The organism is Simplicispira metamorpha, assembly GCF_004341365.1.
GTDB lineage: Bacteria > Pseudomonadota > Gammaproteobacteria > Burkholderiales > Burkholderiaceae_C > Simplicispira > Simplicispira metamorpha.
This window is the reverse complement of sequence record NZ_SLXH01000001.1, coordinates 102,311-118,390: the sequence shown is the minus strand read 5'-3', so window position 1 is coordinate 118,390 and position 16,080 is coordinate 102,311. Positions and strand designations below refer to the sequence as shown.

The following is a 16,080-nucleotide window of genomic DNA, read 5'->3' as shown; positions in this document are numbered from 1 at the left end:
CTGCACTGCGCGCGGTTTGTCGGCACACTGCGCTCTCCCATTGCACAAAAACAGGAGACCGTATGAAGATGATTGCAGCCGTGGCCCAGACCGCCACCGTGATGTTCGACACCCCCGCCACCGTGGCCAAGGCCCAGGCACTGATGCAGGAGGCGGCCGGGCGCGGCGCCCAGGTGCTGGTGTTTCCGGAGGCGTTCATCGGCGGCTACCCCAAGGGGGCGGACTTTCACATCTTCATCGGTGCGCGCACGCCCGAGGGGCGCCAGGACTTCAAAAAATACTACGACGCCGCCGTCACGCTCGATGGCCCGGAAATCGCCCAGCTCGCCCAGGCCGCTGGCCAGCACCGGCTGTATGTGTGCGTGGGCATCATCGAGCGCGATGGCGGCACGCTGTACTGCACCGCCGTGTACCTGGGGCCCGAGGGCACCGTGCTGGGCCACCACCGCAAGCTCATGCCCACGGCGCTGGAGCGCCTGGTGTGGGGGCAGGGCGATGGCTCCACGCTGCAAGCGGTGGACACGCCCTACGGCAAGCTGGGCGCCGTGATCTGCTGGGAAAACTACATGCCCGCGCTGCGCATGGCCATGTACCAGCAGCGCGTGGCGCTGTACTGTGCGCCCACGGCAGACGACCGCGACAGCTGGATCAGCACCATGCAGCACATCGCCATGGAGGGGCGCTGTTTTGTGCTCTCGGCCTGCCAGCACCTGCGCCGCACGCAGCTGCCCATGGACGCCCTGCACAACCGCCTGCCCGAGGCTCCCGACACGGTGCTGATGCGCGGCGGCAGCTGCATCATCGGGCCGCTGGGCCAGGTGCTGGCCGGGCCGGTGTATGGCGAAGATGCCCTGCTGCTGGCCGAGATAGACCTGGGCGACATCCCCCGTGCGCAGATGGACTTTGACCCGGTGGGCCACTACGCGCGGCCCGACGTGTTCCAGCTGGCCGTCAACACGGCGCAGCAACAGGCGGTGCGTGCCGCGCCGGGCTGGCCCGAGAAGTGAGTGCGGGCGCTGTCCCAGAGGGGGCGGTGCGCCGTCCGCCCGCGTCAGGCGAAGTGGTCGAACGAGGCGTAGCGCTGGGGCATGGGCTGGCCGTGGGCGTCGATCAGGCGCAGCCCCGGCGCAGCCTCGATGCAGCCAATGCGCGTGACCGGCGTGGCGCTGGCCTGCGCCGCAGCGGCCACCGCCGCGCGCTGCGCCACCGGGGCGGTGAAGGCCAGCTCGTAATCGTCGCCCCCGGCCAGGGTGCATTGGTGCAGTAATTCAGTATCAAAATGGCCTCCAGCGCTTTCTGGGTGTGCGCTAGCAGCTATCAATTTGATAGTTTCTGTGGTGTGGATGCAGGCGCCTACGCCCGAGGCGCGCAGGATGTGGCCCAGGTCGCCCAGCAGGCCGTCGCTCACGTCCAGCGCGCTGCTGGCCACGCCGCGCAGCGCCTGGCCCAGGGCCACGCGGGGCGTGGGGGCCTCCAGGCGCTGGCGGGCGGTGGCCAGCACGCCGGGCGCCAGGGTGGTGTGGCCTTGCAGGGCTTCGAGCGCCAGGCGCGCATCGCCCAGCGTGCCACTGACGTAGAGGTCGTCGCCCGCGCGCGCGCCGCTGCGCAGCAGGGCCTGGCCCGCAGGCACCTCGCCAAAGACGGTGATGCAGATGTTCAGCGGGCCTTGCGTGGTGTCGCCGCCGATCAGCTCGCAGCCGTGGGCGTCGGCCAGCGCCAGCAGCCCCGCCGAGAAGCCTTGCAGCCAGGCGGCATCTACGGCGGGCAGGGCCAGCGCCAGCGTAAAAGCCAGGGGCCGCGCACCGCAGGCGGCCAGGTCAGACAGGTTGACGGCCAGCGCCTTGTGGCCCAGGCGGCGGGCATCGGTGCCGGCAAAAAAGTGCCGTCCCTCGACCAGCATGTCGCTGGACACCGCCAGTTGCATGCCCGGCGTGGGTGCCAGCAGGGCGCAGTCGTCGCCCACGCCCAGCACCGCGCGCCGCACGGGGCGGGTGAAGTAGCGTGCAATCAGGTCGAACTCGCCCATGGGGACGGTGGCGGGGCGATGGCGTGGGGGGGGCGGTGGTGTGGTGCGCAGGCCGTGCGCCGGTGTCAGAACTGCGCCAGGGCCTCGGCGCGCGTGGCGGTGACGTTGAGGATGGCCAGAAAACCGCTGATGTCAAACACCTCGCGGATGTGCGGCTGCATGGTGCACAGCACCAGCTTGCCGCCTTCTTGCTTGAGCCGCTTGGCCACCACCAGCACCATGCGCAGACCGGCGCTGGAGATGTAGTCCAGGGCAGCAAAGTCGATCACCAGGTTTTTTTGTCCGCTGGCGATCAGGGCCAGAACTTCTGCTTCGGTGGTGGCGGCATTGGCGCTGTTGATCTGGCCTTGCAGGGCAACAATCTGGGCGTTGGCGGCGGATTCGAGGGCGATGGTCATGGGAATATTTCAGTGTGCTGGGGCGGAGGTTTGTCGCAGAATTCAGAGCCGCCGCGATGATACCGTGGCCTTGTACCCCCCATTTGCCCGCTCTTCCGATGCCACTTTTGTTGCCCCGCCTGCCCCCGTCGCCTGTGCGCCGCCGCCCCCCGGAGTTGTTGTTTGCCGCCGATGACCGGCCGCCCCGGTTTGCGCTGCTGGTGCTGGCGGGGCAGCACGCGGCCACGGCCATGGCTTTCATCACCTATGTGCTGGCTACGGCGCAGATTGCGGGGCTGGACCGGCAGGGCACCCAGTCCATGGTGGCCATGACTTTGCTGGGCATGGCCTTGTGTACGGCCTTGCAGGCCTGGGGCGGGCGCACGGGCAGCGGCGCGCTGCTGGTACACATGCCCAATCCGTTCATGATCACGCTGGTGGCCGCCCTGGTGGCCGCGCACGGCCCGGGGGGCATTGCGGTGGCCACGCTGGTGTACGGCGCAGCCGCCCTGGCCGTGGGCCCGCTGGTGACGCGCATGCGCGCCTTGTTTCCTCCTGCTGTGGTCGGCACGGTCATTTGCATGGGCGGGCTGGGGTTGGTGGAGTCGGCGGTGCGCCATTCGCTGGGCGTGGATGCGCAGTGGCGCATCAACCCGGTCAGTGCCGCCATTGCGGCGTCCACGCTGGGCTGCATCATTGCGCTGTCGGTGTGGGGCGGGCGGCGTACCCGGCTGCTGGGGCTGATGGCGGGCATTGCCATTGGCGTGGCCGTGGCGGCGCTGACAGGGCAGCTGGAGGGCCTCGATGCCCTGCGCAGCGCCCCCGTGCTGGCCCTGCCCAGCGTGGCAGCGCCCGTGTTTCGCATCGACCCGGCCATGGTGGTGGCGATTGCGCTCATCGCCGTGCTCAGCCAGCTCGATACGCTGGGCAGCGTCATCATCCTGGACAAAATGGACGATGCCGACTGGAAGCGCGCCAACATGCAGGCCGTGGGTGGCGGCATCAAGGCCAATGGCCTGGGCGATCTGGCCTGCGGCCTGCTGGGCAGCTTTCCCTCTTGCGTGTGTTCGGCCAATATCGCGCTGGCCCATGCCACCCATTCCACGGCCCGCGTGATTGGCCTGGCCACAGCAGCGATGCTGGCGCTGGTGGCGTTCATGCCCCAGGCTACGTTGGGCCTGACGCTTATCCCGACGCCGGTCTTGGGGGCGGTGGAGCTGTATGCGGCGGGCTTTCTGATCGTCTCGGGCATGGAGCTGATCGCCTCGCGGGCCATGGACAGCCGGGGCATTTTTGCGGTGGGCCTGTCCATCAGTGCCGGTCTGGCCACCATGCTTATGCCGCCCTTGGTGCAGGCAGCGCCCGAGGGTTTGCGGTTCTTGCTGGGCAGCGGTTTTCTGGTGGCGGGTTTGCTGGTGATTGCGCTCAACCTGCTGTTTCGCCTGGGCACGGCGCAGCGCGCCGAGCAACGCCTGGACATGGCCAGCAGCACCCTGCATGCCGATATCACCGGCTTTGTCGAAGGCCGTGGTGGCGCCTGGGGGGCGCGCCGTGCGGTGGTGCAGCGCGCGGCCCTGGCCACGCTGGAGGGCGCCGAGGCCATCGCCGCCGCAGGCGGGCGTTCGCTGGTGGCCATCCGGGGCAGCTTTGACGAGTTCAACCTCGACATTGAGCTGCTGCACAGCGGCCCCGCCCTGGCGCTGACCTCTGCTGCCGCCCACGGCACGGCGGCGCCACACGCCTCGCTGCTGGACGCCGATGACGCCGCGCTGGACGCTGCGTTGCTGAACGTCTCGGGCCTGTTGCTGCGCCACCTGGCCGACCGGGTGGAGGTGGCGGACGGTGGTGCCGGGCCTGCTGCGCTGCGCCTGCATTTTGAACATTGAGGACACCATGAACGCCACTGCCCCCAATGATGGCTCTGTGTACCTTGCCCCGCCCGATGTGCTGGTGCCCGAGCCCTCGGTGCAGGGCGTGGCCCAGGCGCTGGCATGGCTGGAGGCCCTGGCCGAGCGCGACGGCTGGCCAGCGCGCACGCTGTTTGCCCTGACGCTGTGCGCCGATGAGGCCCTCACCAATGTCGTCTCTTATGCCCAGGCGCCGCCGGGGCAGCCGCAGCTGGGCCTGCGCCTGGAGTGTGGCCGCACGCCCTATGGCGTGGCGCTGCGCATGGAGGACGATAGCGCCGCTTTCGATCCCACGGCCCAGGAGCCGCCCGAGCTGGCCCTTTCACTGGACGATGCGCGTGTTGGCGGCCACGGCCTGCGCCTGATGCGCCACTACCTGCACACGCTGCATTACCAGCGCCAGGGCGACCGCAACGTGCTGCTGCTGGGTGCAGCGTGGGCCGCCTGAGCGCGCCAGGCCCGGGCGCGGCGCTGCCTTCCAACGTAGGCAAAATGCCACCCGTGCAGGGCCTGCATGGGCAGGGCTTGTGCGTTCAACCACTCAACTTTTCGGGGACTACCTTGGAGCAAAACCATCAGGCGCAGGGCCAGGCAACGCCATGCCGCGACATCAGCCACTTGCTGGAGGGCATCCGGCGCTTTCGTACCCGGTTTTACGAAGAAAACTCCACGCTGATGCGCGGTCTGGTCGAGCAGGGCCAGTCGCCACCCGCTTTGCTGATTTCTTGCAGCGACTCCCGGGTCGATCCCACCTTGCTGTCGGACGCCGAGCCGGGCCAGCTGTTTGTCGTGCGCAACGTGGCCAATCTGGTGCCGCCCTACGACACCACCCGCCACTACGACGGCGCCGGTGCCGCCATTGAGTACGCGGTGCGCGACCTGAAGGTAGACCACATCATCGTGCTGGGCCACGCGCACTGCGGCGGCATCAAGGCCATGCTGGGCGCAGCGGGCGGCCAGTGGCCTGACCGCGACTTCATCGGCGGCTGGGTGTCTATGGCGCTGGACGCCAGCCGCCTGTACCTCTCAGAAAAAGACGAGCACGGCCAGCCGCTGCAAGCGTCGTTGCAGCGCCTGCGCGAGAACGCCCACCTGGTCGAGCGCGCCGCCATTGCCGGGTCGCTGAAGAACCTGCTCTCGTACCCCTGGGTGCGCGAGCGCGTCGAGGCGGGCACGCTGGTGCTGCACGGCTGGTGGTTTGATCTGGACACCGGCGACCTCTGGGCCACCGAGCCCGGTGGCATGCAGCTCATGCCCGTGCTCTGAGCCTGCCCATGCGCCGCCCCGACAACATCGCCTTTGGCGTTGACGACCCGCTGCCCGCGCGCCTGGGCGCCGGGCTGGCTTTGCAGCAACTGGCCTTTTTGGGCGCATTGCTGGTGATACCGGAAATTTATGTGCGCGCCCAGGGGCTGGGGCACCACGATTTTCTGAACATTGTCTCGTCCACGCTGCTGGTGTCGGCGTTCGTGATCTTGTTGCAGGTGCGGGGCATGCGCCACCTGGGCGCGCGCTACTACTACCCGTTGCAGGCCACGGGCGCGGTGCTGCCCGCCATGTACCTGGTCAGCAGCCTGCCCGGGGCCACGCTGGCCACGGTGTTTGGCATGGTCTGGGTGATTGGCCTGTCGCAGGTGGCGTTCAGCTTTCTGATCATGCGGCTGCGCAATGTGTTCACCGTCGAGGTGTCGGGCGTGGCGGTGATGCTCATCGGCCTGGGGTTGGGGCACCTGGGTTTCCGGGAGATTTTTGGCCACGGCACGGATGGCACACCCGCTTCAGGCGCCAGTTTGCTGGTGGGCCTGCTCACCTTTGCCACCATGGTGGCGTGCAATGTCTGGGTCAAAACCGTGCTGCGCCTGTTTGCGCCGCTGCTGGGGCTGCTGGCGGGCATGTTGGCCAGTGTGCTGCTGGATCTGGTGCCCGCACAGGAGCTGCACCAGTGGCAAGACATGCCCTGGTTCTGGGTGCCGCAACTGCCGGTGTTTGGCTGGGCCTTTGATGCCAAAGCCATCGTGCCCTACGTGGTCACGGGCTTTGCGCTGGCCCTGACGTCGATGGGCACCCAGACGATTGCCCAGCGCACGTCCAATGCCGACTGGGTGCGCCCCGATCTGCGGGCACTGGCGCGTGGTGTGCGTGCCGAAGGCGTGGCCCACCTGTTTGCCGCCCTGGTCAATGGCCTGCCCCTGGCGGCCAGCGGCGGTGCGGTGAGCCTGGCAGCCGCTTCGGGCTGCACCAGCCGCTATCTGGGCTACTGGACGGCGGGCTTTTTGTTTTTGGCTGCGCTGCTGCCGCACATCACCGGGGCCTGGCTGCTGCTGCCCGCGCCCGTCACGGGTGCGCTGTTGCTGTACCTCTCGGCCTTTGCCACCCTCAGCGGGTTGCAGTTGATTGCCTCGCGCATGCTGGACAACCGCCGCGTGCTGGCCGTGGGCGTGGGGCTGCTGGTGGGCACGGGCATGCCCACCATCCATGAAGCGGTGGTGGCGCTGTGGCCCGATCTGCGTTTTGTGGCGCTCTCAGGGCTGGCCGCCGGGGTGTGTACCTCGGTGCTGCTGGCCACGCTGTTTCGCCTGGGCATCCGCCAGGGCACGCGCCAGCGCTTTGCCCTGGCGCACACCACCTTGCAGGATGTGACCGATTTTCTGGAGCAGCAAGGCAAGCGCTGGGGCGCGCGCCACGAGCCCGTGCGCCGCGCCGAGATGGCGGGCTGGCAGGTGGTGGAGGCGCTGACGGCGCACCACCTGGTCGATACCGCCTTCCCCGAGATCGAGATTGAAACCGGCTTCGATGACTACGTGTTCACCCTGGTGCTGCGCTACCGGGGCACCTTGCTGCCCTTGGCCGCCACGCCGCCCAGCGCCGATGAGCTGATGGCCAGTGCCCAGGCCGAGTTGCAAATGGCGGGCTATCTGGTGGGGCGATCGGCCCGCCATGCCCGCGCCAGCAGCAGCGCAGGCCTGTGCGTGCTGCGCCTGACGTTCGAGAACTGACCCCGCCAGCGCCCGGGCGCAGCCCGTGCGGCTGTGCCCGGGCCGCCCGGTGTCGCGTGCAGCAGGGGCATTGGCAGGGGGCGATTTTGATGGTCAAAACAGCCTCCAGCCCTTGCACAGTGCGCGCAAGCAGCTATCAAAAACATACCTTTCTCAAGGCAGGGGGCGCGCCAGACGGCCCACACCCTGCTTGAAATAGTCGATGCGCGCTTGTGCCCAGGCCGGATCGCGGTAGGTGGGCACGGTGGCCAAGGCCGCGCGCTGGGGCGCAGGGGCGGCCTCCAGTGCTTTTTTGTCTTGCGCCAGCGGGCGTGCCGGGCAGCGCAGGTGGCGCTGGCCGGGCAGGCCGCCCGGGCCTTCGAGCAGGTAGCCCAGCACGGTGCCATCAAGGCAGGGCTCCTGGTAGGGGAACAGGCCGTGCTGGTACTCGCCGGGCACGGCAATGTGCCAGGCGCCGTCCAGTTGGGCGTAGAAGCGTTCGGCGTTTTCGGTGATGGTGGCCGCGTCGTACTGCGATTGCACGGTCAGCAGCGGCATGGTTTTGAGTGGCGCGATGCCGGGGTGCGCCACGCGCGGGCCGCCCCAGTAGGGGCACAGGTTGGTTTGCAGCTCGTAAAACGCCACCGGGCTCTGGGCGGCAGTGCGCGTGATGGCCGCGTTCCAGGCTTGCGGGTCGGTGATGCCGGTCACGTCGTTGCACACCACGCTGCGGTACACCGCGTCTTCGGGTTTGAGGTAAATGCTGGCGGGCAGGTAGTCCTCCCAGCGCTCGCGGTAGGCGCTGTACAGCACCTCGGCTTGGGCGCGTGCCTCCTGGTCAGGTTCGGGCTGGTCAGGCACAAAGGTGTAAGCCTGTAGCGCCTGCTGCACGGTCTCGGGGGCGCTGGGCCGGGGCTGCTGGAGCAGCACGGCATCGAGCCCGCGTGCGCCGTTGACCGTGAACAGGTAGTCGTCGGCGGCACTGCGGCTGGAAAACAGCTTTTCCAGCTCGCCATAGAGCACGTCCTGCACCTGCGGGCTCAGCGCCTGAACCTGCGCGCCGATCTGCGCTGCATCGCTGCCCAGGCCAAAGTACTGCGGGTGGCGTGCGGCGTAGGGCAGCAGCACCGCGTCGTGCAGGCGCTGGCGGGCCTGCACCTGGCCGATGAAGGCGGCGTCGAAGTTGTCAGTGAAGTCCACGCTGCTGTCGAGCACCATGCGCCCCACGCGCTCGGGGAAGATGCTGGCGTACCACGCGCCCAGCCAGGTGCCGTACGAGTAGCCGACGTAGTTGAGCTTGCTGTCACCGAGCAGGTGGCGCACCAAATCCATGTCGCGCGCTGTGGCGTCGGTGTTGATGTAGGGCGTGATCGGGTTGTTCAGGCAGGCCTGGGCCATGGTGCGGCTGTTGTAGGCCGCGTTGTCCAGGTTGTCGGCGTTGAGCTGGGCGCTGGCGCGGCCCACGAGGCGCTGGAGCGCGTTGGTGGAGCAGTGCAGCGTGGTGCTGGAGCCGACGCCGCGCGGCGAGAAGCCAACCATGTCGAATTCATCAAGCAGGCGCAGCTGCTGCGCGCCCAGCGGGCTTTGCGGGTTGCTGTTGCCAAAGGCGCTCCACAGCACCAACCCATACGACAGGCCATCGCCCCCCGGGCCGCCGGGGTTGAACAGCAGCGCTCCCTGGCGCGCCTGCGGCTGCGCAGCCGCCAGGCGCATGACAGCCACTTGCAGGTCGCCACGTTCGGGCGCGCTCCAGTCCATGGGCACGCGCACGCTGGCGCAGCGCAGGCGCTCCCCGGCGGCGGTGATGTAGCCCGAAATGTCCACGCCCACGGCCGTGGTGTCGCACTCCTGCCATGCCAGGGTTTGCGTGCGGTAGGCGGCCAGCGGGTCTGGGGCAGGGCCGTCGCTGCCGCCGCAGCCGCTGAGTGCAAACAAGGCGGTGGCCAGGGTGGCAGCCCAACGGGTGCGGATGAAAAGATCAGGGGCGTTCATAAGCAAGAAGGGGGGGTGACGGTGAACGGTGGGCGGGCGCTGGCCAGGGCCAAGTCGCAGGCATCGTGCAGCAGCGGGCTGCGCGGGTCAACCCACAAAGTGCCACGGCCCGCCTTCCGTGCGAGATCCGTTTTTGATAGTCAAAACAGCCTCCAGAGCTTGCGCAGTAAGCGCGAGCAGCTCACATTTTTGCAGTGCGCTGTTTCAGGCGCCCTGCCAGCGCAGCGCCATGCAGGTGATGTCGTCGGCCTGGGGTGCGCCGCGCTCGAACTGGCGCACATCGGCCAGCACGGCGGTACACACGTCGGCGGGCTCCAGGCCCTGGCCGTCCAGGCCGCGCAGCACGGCTTCGAGGCGCTGGTCGCCGTACTCCTGGGCGTCGATGTCAAAGGCTTCGGTGATGCCGTCGGTATACAGGAACAGCAGGTCGCCCGGGGCCAGTTGGACGCTGCCTTCGCGGTAGACAAAGCCGTCGCTCACGGCCACGGCCATGCCGCCGGTGCGCGCCACAGGCTCGACGGTGCCATCGGCACGGCGCAGATACGGCGGGTTGTGGCCTGCGTTGACATACGCCACACGCCCGCTGGGCAGGTGCAGCACGCCGTAGAAGATGGTGACGAACATCATCTGGTCGTTTTCCACGGCCAGCAGGTCGTTGAGCTTGCGCATGCACGACGTGGGCGAGGTCACAAACAGCGCCGTGGCCTTGAGCAGCGTGCGCGTGATGGCCATGAACAGCGCTGCTGGCACGCCTTTGCCCGAGACATCAGCCATGACAAAACCAAAGTGCTCCCTGTCGATTTCAAAGTAGTCGTAGAAGTCGCCGCCCACCTCGCGCGCGGGGGTGATGTGGCAGTGCAGCTGCACGCGCGGGTCGGCGGGCAGATGGCGTGGCAGGATGCTCAGCTGCACCTGGGCGGCAATTTGCAGCTCTTGCTCCAGGCCCGCCAGCCGGGTTTTGGTGACCAGGGCTTCGCGCAGCTCCACGATCATCGACGACAGGCTTTGGTGCTGCTGGATGATGCGTTCGGTGAGTTCGGCCATCACGGCGGCCAGCTGGCGCAGCTGCTCTTCGTCGCCGTGGGGCGCGCCGGTGGGCTGCGGGCCGGTGGCGTTCAGCAGGCGCAGCATTTCTTCGCGGCTGGTCATGTCGGTGGCGTCGGCCAGGTGTTGCAGTCGGTGGCGGATCAGGCGCTCCTGGCGCCTGCGCACGCGCTCGCGCAGGGTGCGGCTGGCGGCCAGCTCCTGGGCGTTGCGCCGGAAGGCCACCACGGCCTGGGCGATGCGGCCGATTTCGTCGTCGCCCGCGTGTTGCAGGCGCACGCTGGCGTCGCCGCGCGCCAGCGCCTGCAAGGCGGCAATGGCTTTGCCCAGCGGGCGCAGACTGCGACCCAGGTAAAAGTTCAGGCCCAGCAGCACGGCCAGCACCAGCGCCAGTGTGCCGCCCAGGGCCAGGCGGCCCAGAAAAGCGCTGGCATCGGCCTCTTCGGTCTGGTCGCCCAAAGTGACCAGAACGCCTGCGCTGCGGCCCGCAATGTCGCTCAAGGGTGTGCTGTTGAGGGTGTAGGTGCGCGCCCCGACCTCGTGCTGACCGTGGTGCGCCGTGCGCGGCGACACCTGCACCTGGGCGCTGCGCCACAGGGCGTCATCGGTGGAGGCGCTGAGTGCGCCGCGCAAGTCCAGCACGCTGGCGGTGGTGGCGGTGCGTTCGGCAAAGCGTTCCAGGGCGTGCCGGGCATGGCGCCCCAGCACCAGCACCACGGGTTCGGTCTGGCCGGGCAGCGCGCGCGCCGACAACACCAGCGGCACGCTGCCCGCGCCCAGGCGCAGCCCGCCCACGGATTCGCCGGTGGCCGCGCGGTCGAGGCTGACGCTGTCGAGCAGTGGGCGCGGCGGCGCCAGGCCCAGGGCGATGGGGTCTTGCCGGGCGTTGACCAGCGCCACCAGGGCCAGCGGCTGGGCGGGGCCGGGCAGCAGGTTCAGGGCTTGCAGGGCTTGTTCCAGCGCAGCCAGGTCGCCCAGGCGGACGGCGTGCAGAAAGCGTGTGTCGGCCAGCAGCTGGTCCAGGCCCTGGTCGAGCAGGCGGTCTTCGGCGGCCAGCATTTCGCCCCACAGCGAGGTTTGCGCTGCCAGGGCGGTGCTGGCCAGGCGCTGTTGCAGCAGCTGCTCGCGCAGCAGCCCGGCGCTGCCCAGGCCCAGCACGGTGAGCACCAGGCCCAGGGCGACGATGAGGGTGATACGGGTGCGCAGCAGCATCAGGCGCCTTTGCCGGGGTGGGGGTGGTCGGGCACGATGCGGGCAATGTGCGCTTGCAGGCGCTGGTCAAAGTCCACTGCCAGCAGCTCTTGGGCGTAGGCGGCCACGGCGGCATCGTGTGCTTGCGCTTGCTGGTGTCCGTCGGCCAGGGCTTGCAGTGCCTGGGCCACGCCGTCGTCGCTGGCACCGGGGGGCGGTTCGGGCGGGGGCGTGCCGTGCAGCCCGGCTTGCAACTGCTGGCGCTGGTGCTCCAGGCGCTGGCCCGGCCCCCGGGCGGCCAGCCAGCCGCCCAGCAGGCCCAGGCCCAGTACCACCAGCGCGCACAGGGCCTGTGCCCAGGCCAGTCCCTGGGCCAGCGCTGCGGCGGCGGTGCCCACCACCACGGTGCCTGCGGTGCGCCCCTGCACCTGGATGGGCGCGCGCACCAGGTCGTTGGCACTGCGCGAGGTGCTGGTGGTGTGCAGCAGGGTGTCGTCTTCGGTGTGCAGCGCGATAAAGGCCAGGCCCGGCGCCTGCTCCAGCGTGCGTTGCAGGTAGGCGGGTACGCCGGGAATATCGGCCAGCGGAATGCCCACGCGCACCGCCCGGCCGATTTGCTGGGCCAGCGTGTGCGCCACCGACTGGGCCATGGCCTGGGCGTCGGTGCGGGCTTCGCGTTCGGTGGTGGTGCGCAGTTGGTGCAGCGACCACAGGGCGCTGGCCGTGCCAATCGCCAGCGTCAGGCACAAGGCCAGCAAGCCCAGGCTGCGGGCGAGCTGGGGTGGCGGTTGCAGAACCGGCGCCACTGTGGCGATGGAGTCAGTCGGCATCGTCAAGCTCCTGTAGCTGGTGCAGGCGGTGTTGTGCGCGTTGGCGGGCGGCGGCCCAGCTGGCGTGGGTGTGGTGGGCGGCCTGCTCCAGTGGCGTGGCCGGTGGTTGTGCTGGCGCTGGCGGCTGGCCTTGCAGGATGCGGGCCACGCGCACATAGGGCGCCATCAGGCGGCGCATACCTAGCGCCACCCCAGCCCAGGCGACCAAGGTGGCCAGGGCGGCGGCGGCCAGCAACGCCAGGGCCTGTTGGCCGTGCGCTTTCCATTGCGCCAGCGTCAGGGGCGGCGTGGCGGTGGAGATGGTCAGCACAATGCCGCCCGCCGCCTGGCCCAGGTCGTTGTCAAAGCGCACGCCCAGCTGGCGCTGCGCCGGGCCGTCGGTGTGCCACGGGGTGCTGTGCTCCAGCCCCTGGCGCCAGTGCGGTGGCACCTGGCTGCCCAGGGCGTTGGGGTCGGTGCTGTAGAGCAGGGTGCCGCTGGCGGCGAACACATCGATGGCCAGCACCTGGTCAAAGCTGGCCCGTTCACGCTCGATCAGGGTTTGCAGCGCTTCCATTTGCTCCAGGTTCAGGCCGATGGCCAGGTAGTTTTCTGCGGCGGTGCGCAGGCTGTGCAGCAGATAGTGGTCGCGCTGCTGCACCATGGCGTCGTGGGCAGTGCGGGCGGCCCAATGTGCCAGGGCCTGGGTGCTGGCCAGCACCGCCAGCACGCAAGCCAGCACGATGGCCAGCAGACGGTGGCGCGGGTTCATGGCTGTGGCTCCTGGGGTGCCTGCGCTGTGGGGGGTGACAGGCGCTGGTTGCCGCTATCGCAGCAGTCACCGCCGTGGGTGCTGTCGCTGTAGTGCCGCGTGGCCAGGCTGGCGGTAGTTACCAGCAAGGTGTTGGGCGCCACGCCTGCCGTGGCGGCCAGCTGCTCCAGGGGCTGCTGGGGGCCGTACACCTGCGCCCACATGCCAGGCTGCACCTGCCCTGGCGCAAAGGCGCTGACGTCCAGCCCCAGCATGCCCATGGCCACGCCGCCCACGATGGGCGCGGCCTGCCCGCACAGGTACAGCACCCCCCGATTGACCAGGCCAAAGGGCAGACCATCGCCGTAGCCAATGGCCACGGTGGCGATGCGGCTGGCGCGCAGGGTGCGGTAGCTGCCTGCATAGCCCACTTCCGTGCCAGCGGGCACGTCGGCCACGCGCAGTACCGGCGCGTGCAGGCTGGCCACGCTGCGCAGGGGCTGGGGGTGGCCAGGGGTGGTTTGCACGCCGAACAGTGCGCTGCCCACCCGGGCGTGGTCGAAGTGCCAGGCCGGGTCGGCAAACACGCTCGATGAGGTGGCAATGCTGCGTTCGGCCCGGGGCAGTTGCGCCGTCCAGGCAGTGAAGTCGGCGCGCTGGCGCAGGCATTCGGGCGCGGTGGGGTCGCTGAAGCGGCCCAGGTGGCTGACCCAGGTTTGTGGCTGGGCGTCGGCCCAGAGCGCACTGCCGGGGCGCAGTGCGGGCAGGTCGGCGGCGCCAAAGCCCAGGCGGGTCAGGCCGGTGTCCAGGTGCAGGGCCACGGGCAGCGGTGTGCCGTGGCGGTGGGTGTGGCCGTGCAGAGCGGGCAGCTCATGGGGGCCTGCCAGCACAGGCACCAGGGCGTGGGCGGCAAAGTCTTGGGGGGCCAGCCCGCCCAGGCCGTGCAGCACCAGAATGCGCGCGGCATGCGCAGGCAGCAGGGCGCGCAAGGCCAGGGCTTCGCTGGTGTGTGCCACCCAGAAGTCGCGGCAGCCCAGGTGCCACAGCAGCGGTGCCACCGTGGCCAGGCCCAGGCCGTAGGCATCGTTCTTCACCACGGCGCCGATGCGCTGGCCCCGAAAGGTGCTGCGCACCGCCTGCCAGTTGTGCGCCAGGGCGTGCAAGTCCACGTGCAGGCGGGGGCGGTCGTGGGCGGCAGCGGTGTTCATGCGGCACCTCCGGGTGGCGGTGTCAGGTGCAGGCTGCCTGCGGTGCTGCCGGGGGCCACGCCGCGCCAGCCTGCGTGCAACAGGGCTTGCTGGCGGGGCAGGTCGCTGGAGGGTACGTCCAGGCCAGACGCTGCCAGCGCCGGGCCCGCAGATGGCGCAGCCGGGTCGTGCGCCAGCAGGTAGCGGGCAAAGCCGCCGTAGCGGTATTCCAGCGCGCGCACGGCAAAGCCGCAGGCCAGCAGGTTGTGCCAGCTGGCGGTGTTGTCGGGGGCAGCGGTGGCAAACAGCACGGCGCCGGGCTGTGCCTGTGCCATACGCTTGGCAATCAGGGTGCGTTGCAGGTGCTGGCCGCGCCAGTCGGGGGCCACGGCCGCACCTGCCAGCTTGGCCGCAGGCCGGTCTGCGGACAGGCCCAGGTGAGGGCGCGGGTCGTCTTCGGGCAGCAGGTCGTGTTGCAGCACGCCGTAGGCCACCAGCGCCTGACCCGCCCAGGCGCCGATCACCTGGCCCCGGCCTTGCAGCAGGCTGGCCAGAAAATCACGCGACTCGGCCTTGACGGTGTGCGCCGCCATGCCCGCCAGGCTGAGGCGGTGCAGCACTTCCATGGTGCCCAGATCGGCCGGTTGCAGCAGGCGCCACGCCAGGGTGGATGGGGTGGGCGCGGCAGGGGAGGTGGATGGGGAGATGGGCGTGCTCATGACGGGCGGGCCTCGGTGGGGCCGATGGCGATGACTTCGGCGTAATTCAGCATGTCGATGGGGGGGTACAGGCGCAGGCTGCGCGCCACCTGCATGTTCACCAGCAGCGAGAAGCGCTTGAGCGTTTCCACCGGCACCTGGGCCGGGGATTTGCCCGCCACCAGAATGTCCAGCGCCTTGGCGCCCGCCAACTGGCCCACCGAGTAATAGCGGCTGACCAGCCCCACCAGCGCCCCGCCCGAGCGCACGGCCAGCTCGGCAGCGCCAAACGAGGGCAGTTGCAACTTCAGTGCCGTGGGGGCAATGCGCTCGTACAAGCTGCCCAGAAAGGTGTCGGGCAGCAGGTACAGCCACTGGGCACCGGCGGCGTGCAGCTGTGCCACCAGGTCTTCGACGCCATCGGCCACCGGGGCGCCTGTGGCGTTGGTGCGGAAGGTGCGCTCCAGCAGCTGGGCGCCGCTGCGCTGGCAGAACTCCCGCGCCTGCGCGACGATGGCGCGCGAGTTGGGCTCGGCGGCGTTGTAGAGCACGCCCAGCTTCTGGAAGGGGCGGTACGACTGCATGGCCCGCAGTTGCACATCGGTGGGCACCACGTGCACTGCCCCGGTCACATTGCGCCCGGGGGCGTCGAGCTGCGCCACGATGCGCGATTGCAGCGGCGCCGCCACCAGCGCAAACACCACCGGGATGTCACGGACAAAACCGCTCTGGCTGGCCGCATCGTGCGGGCCCACCACGGCCAGCGTGATCGGCGTGCCCCAGGCGTAAATCAGGTCAGGCTGCCATGGGGCCGTGTCACGCAGGATTCCGGGCACGCGGCCCGCGTCTTGCTGCACATCGCGCACGGTGAACTGGGCATCCAGCCCGGCATCGGCCAGGTAGGCGCGAAAGCCGCGATCCACATCCGTTTCGCCCCGGAACGTGAGCATCAGGATGCGGAACGGTCGGCCCGTGGGGTGCCGCAGCCGGGGTGTGGGCGTGGTGCCAGCGCTCCAGGCCGGTGGCAGCAGCGGCAGCAACGACAGCCCTGCGGCATGGCGCAGGCCATGGGAGAGAAAGTGGCGGCGAACAGTCATGGTGTGTGCAAGGTGTGGGCAGGGTG

Annotated in this window: 14 protein-coding genes; 5 read left to right on the top strand and 9 right to left on the bottom strand. The window is 69.5% G+C overall.

Annotated features, from left to right (window positions below; all coding sequences use genetic code 11):
• The first annotated feature begins 62 nt into the window (after nt 1-62).
• Nucleotides 63-1,007, top strand: coding sequence for a carbon-nitrogen hydrolase family protein (locus tag EV674_RS00565; RefSeq protein WP_119012416.1), 945 nt, complete (start codon nt 63-65; stop codon nt 1,005-1,007).
• A 44-nt stretch (nt 1,008-1,051) separates the two neighbouring features.
• Here EV674_RS00565 and thiL read toward each other — a convergent pair whose 3' ends face one another.
• Nucleotides 1,052-2,026 (bottom strand): thiamine-phosphate kinase, encoded by a 975-nt coding sequence (gene thiL / locus EV674_RS00560; protein WP_119012415.1) that lies wholly within the window; start codon nt 2,024-2,026, stop codon nt 1,052-1,054.
• 65 nt (nt 2,027-2,091) lie between these two features.
• A complete protein-coding gene (locus EV674_RS00555; protein ID WP_119012414.1) occupies nt 2,092-2,424 on the bottom strand; it encodes an STAS domain-containing protein in 333 nt (110 codons plus the stop codon).
• A gap of 110 nt (nt 2,425-2,534) precedes the next feature.
• Between EV674_RS00555 and EV674_RS00550 the strand changes: the two genes are divergently transcribed.
• The 4 genes from EV674_RS00550 (at nt 2,535) to EV674_RS00535 (ending at nt 7,306) form a co-directional block, all read left to right on the top strand.
• Nucleotides 2,535-4,289 carry a uracil-xanthine permease family protein gene (locus tag EV674_RS00550; protein WP_165887056.1) on the top strand — a complete coding sequence of 585 codons (1,755 nt, stop codon included), beginning with the start codon at nt 2,535-2,537 and terminating at the stop codon, nt 4,287-4,289.
• A gap of 7 nt (nt 4,290-4,296) precedes the next feature.
• A complete protein-coding gene (locus tag EV674_RS00545) occupies nt 4,297-4,758 on the top strand; it encodes an ATP-binding protein (RefSeq protein WP_119012451.1) in 462 nt (153 codons plus the stop codon).
• Nucleotides 4,759-4,871: 113 nt separating this feature from the next.
• A complete protein-coding gene (locus EV674_RS00540) occupies nt 4,872-5,576 on the top strand; it encodes a carbonic anhydrase (protein ID WP_206613230.1) in 705 nt (234 codons plus the stop codon).
• Between the two features lie 8 nt (nt 5,577-5,584).
• Nucleotides 5,585-7,306, top strand: coding sequence for a solute carrier family 23 protein (locus EV674_RS00535; RefSeq protein WP_119012412.1), 1,722 nt, complete (start codon nt 5,585-5,587; stop codon nt 7,304-7,306).
• A gap of 153 nt (nt 7,307-7,459) precedes the next feature.
• Here the strand turns inward: EV674_RS00535 and EV674_RS00530 are convergent, their stop codons facing one another.
• The 7 genes from EV674_RS00530 to EV674_RS00500 all read right to left on the bottom strand — a co-directional run bounded on the left by EV674_RS00530 (nt 7,460) and on the right by EV674_RS00500 (nt 16,054).
• Nucleotides 7,460-9,277: an alpha/beta fold hydrolase gene (locus EV674_RS00530; RefSeq protein ID WP_119012411.1), complete on the bottom strand. Its 1,818-nt coding sequence runs from the start codon at nt 9,275-9,277 to the stop codon at nt 7,460-7,462.
• A 204-nt stretch (nt 9,278-9,481) separates the two neighbouring features.
• Nucleotides 9,482-11,533: a PP2C family protein-serine/threonine phosphatase gene (locus EV674_RS00525; RefSeq protein ID WP_119012410.1), complete on the bottom strand. Its 2,052-nt coding sequence runs from the start codon at nt 11,531-11,533 to the stop codon at nt 9,482-9,484.
• The gene (locus EV674_RS00520) at nt 11,533-12,342 is read right to left on the bottom strand and encodes a hypothetical protein (protein WP_119012409.1); all 810 of its coding nucleotides are present in this window, start codon (nt 12,340-12,342) and stop codon (nt 11,533-11,535) included. The genes EV674_RS00525 and EV674_RS00520 overlap by 1 nt, the downstream gene beginning before the upstream one ends.
• On the bottom strand, nt 12,332-13,093 hold the full coding sequence (locus tag EV674_RS00515) for a hypothetical protein (protein ID WP_119012408.1): 762 nt from the start codon (nt 13,091-13,093) through the stop codon (nt 12,332-12,334). Before EV674_RS00515 ends, EV674_RS00520 begins: the two co-directional genes overlap by 11 nt.
• Entirely contained in the window at nt 13,090-14,280 is a 1,191-nt protein-coding gene (locus EV674_RS00510) for an alanine racemase (RefSeq protein ID WP_119012407.1), read from the bottom strand. The genes EV674_RS00515 and EV674_RS00510 overlap by 4 nt, the downstream gene beginning before the upstream one ends.
• Nucleotides 14,277-14,978 carry a GNAT family N-acetyltransferase gene (locus EV674_RS00505; protein WP_119012406.1) on the bottom strand — a complete coding sequence of 234 codons (702 nt, stop codon included), beginning with the start codon at nt 14,976-14,978 and terminating at the stop codon, nt 14,277-14,279. The genes EV674_RS00510 and EV674_RS00505 overlap by 4 nt, the downstream gene beginning before the upstream one ends.
• Nucleotides 14,975-16,054, bottom strand: a complete 1,080-nt coding sequence (locus tag EV674_RS00500) for an ABC transporter substrate-binding protein (RefSeq protein ID WP_119012405.1) — start codon at nt 16,052-16,054, stop codon at nt 14,975-14,977. The genes EV674_RS00505 and EV674_RS00500 overlap by 4 nt, the downstream gene beginning before the upstream one ends.
• Nucleotides 16,055-16,080 lie beyond the last annotated feature (26 nt).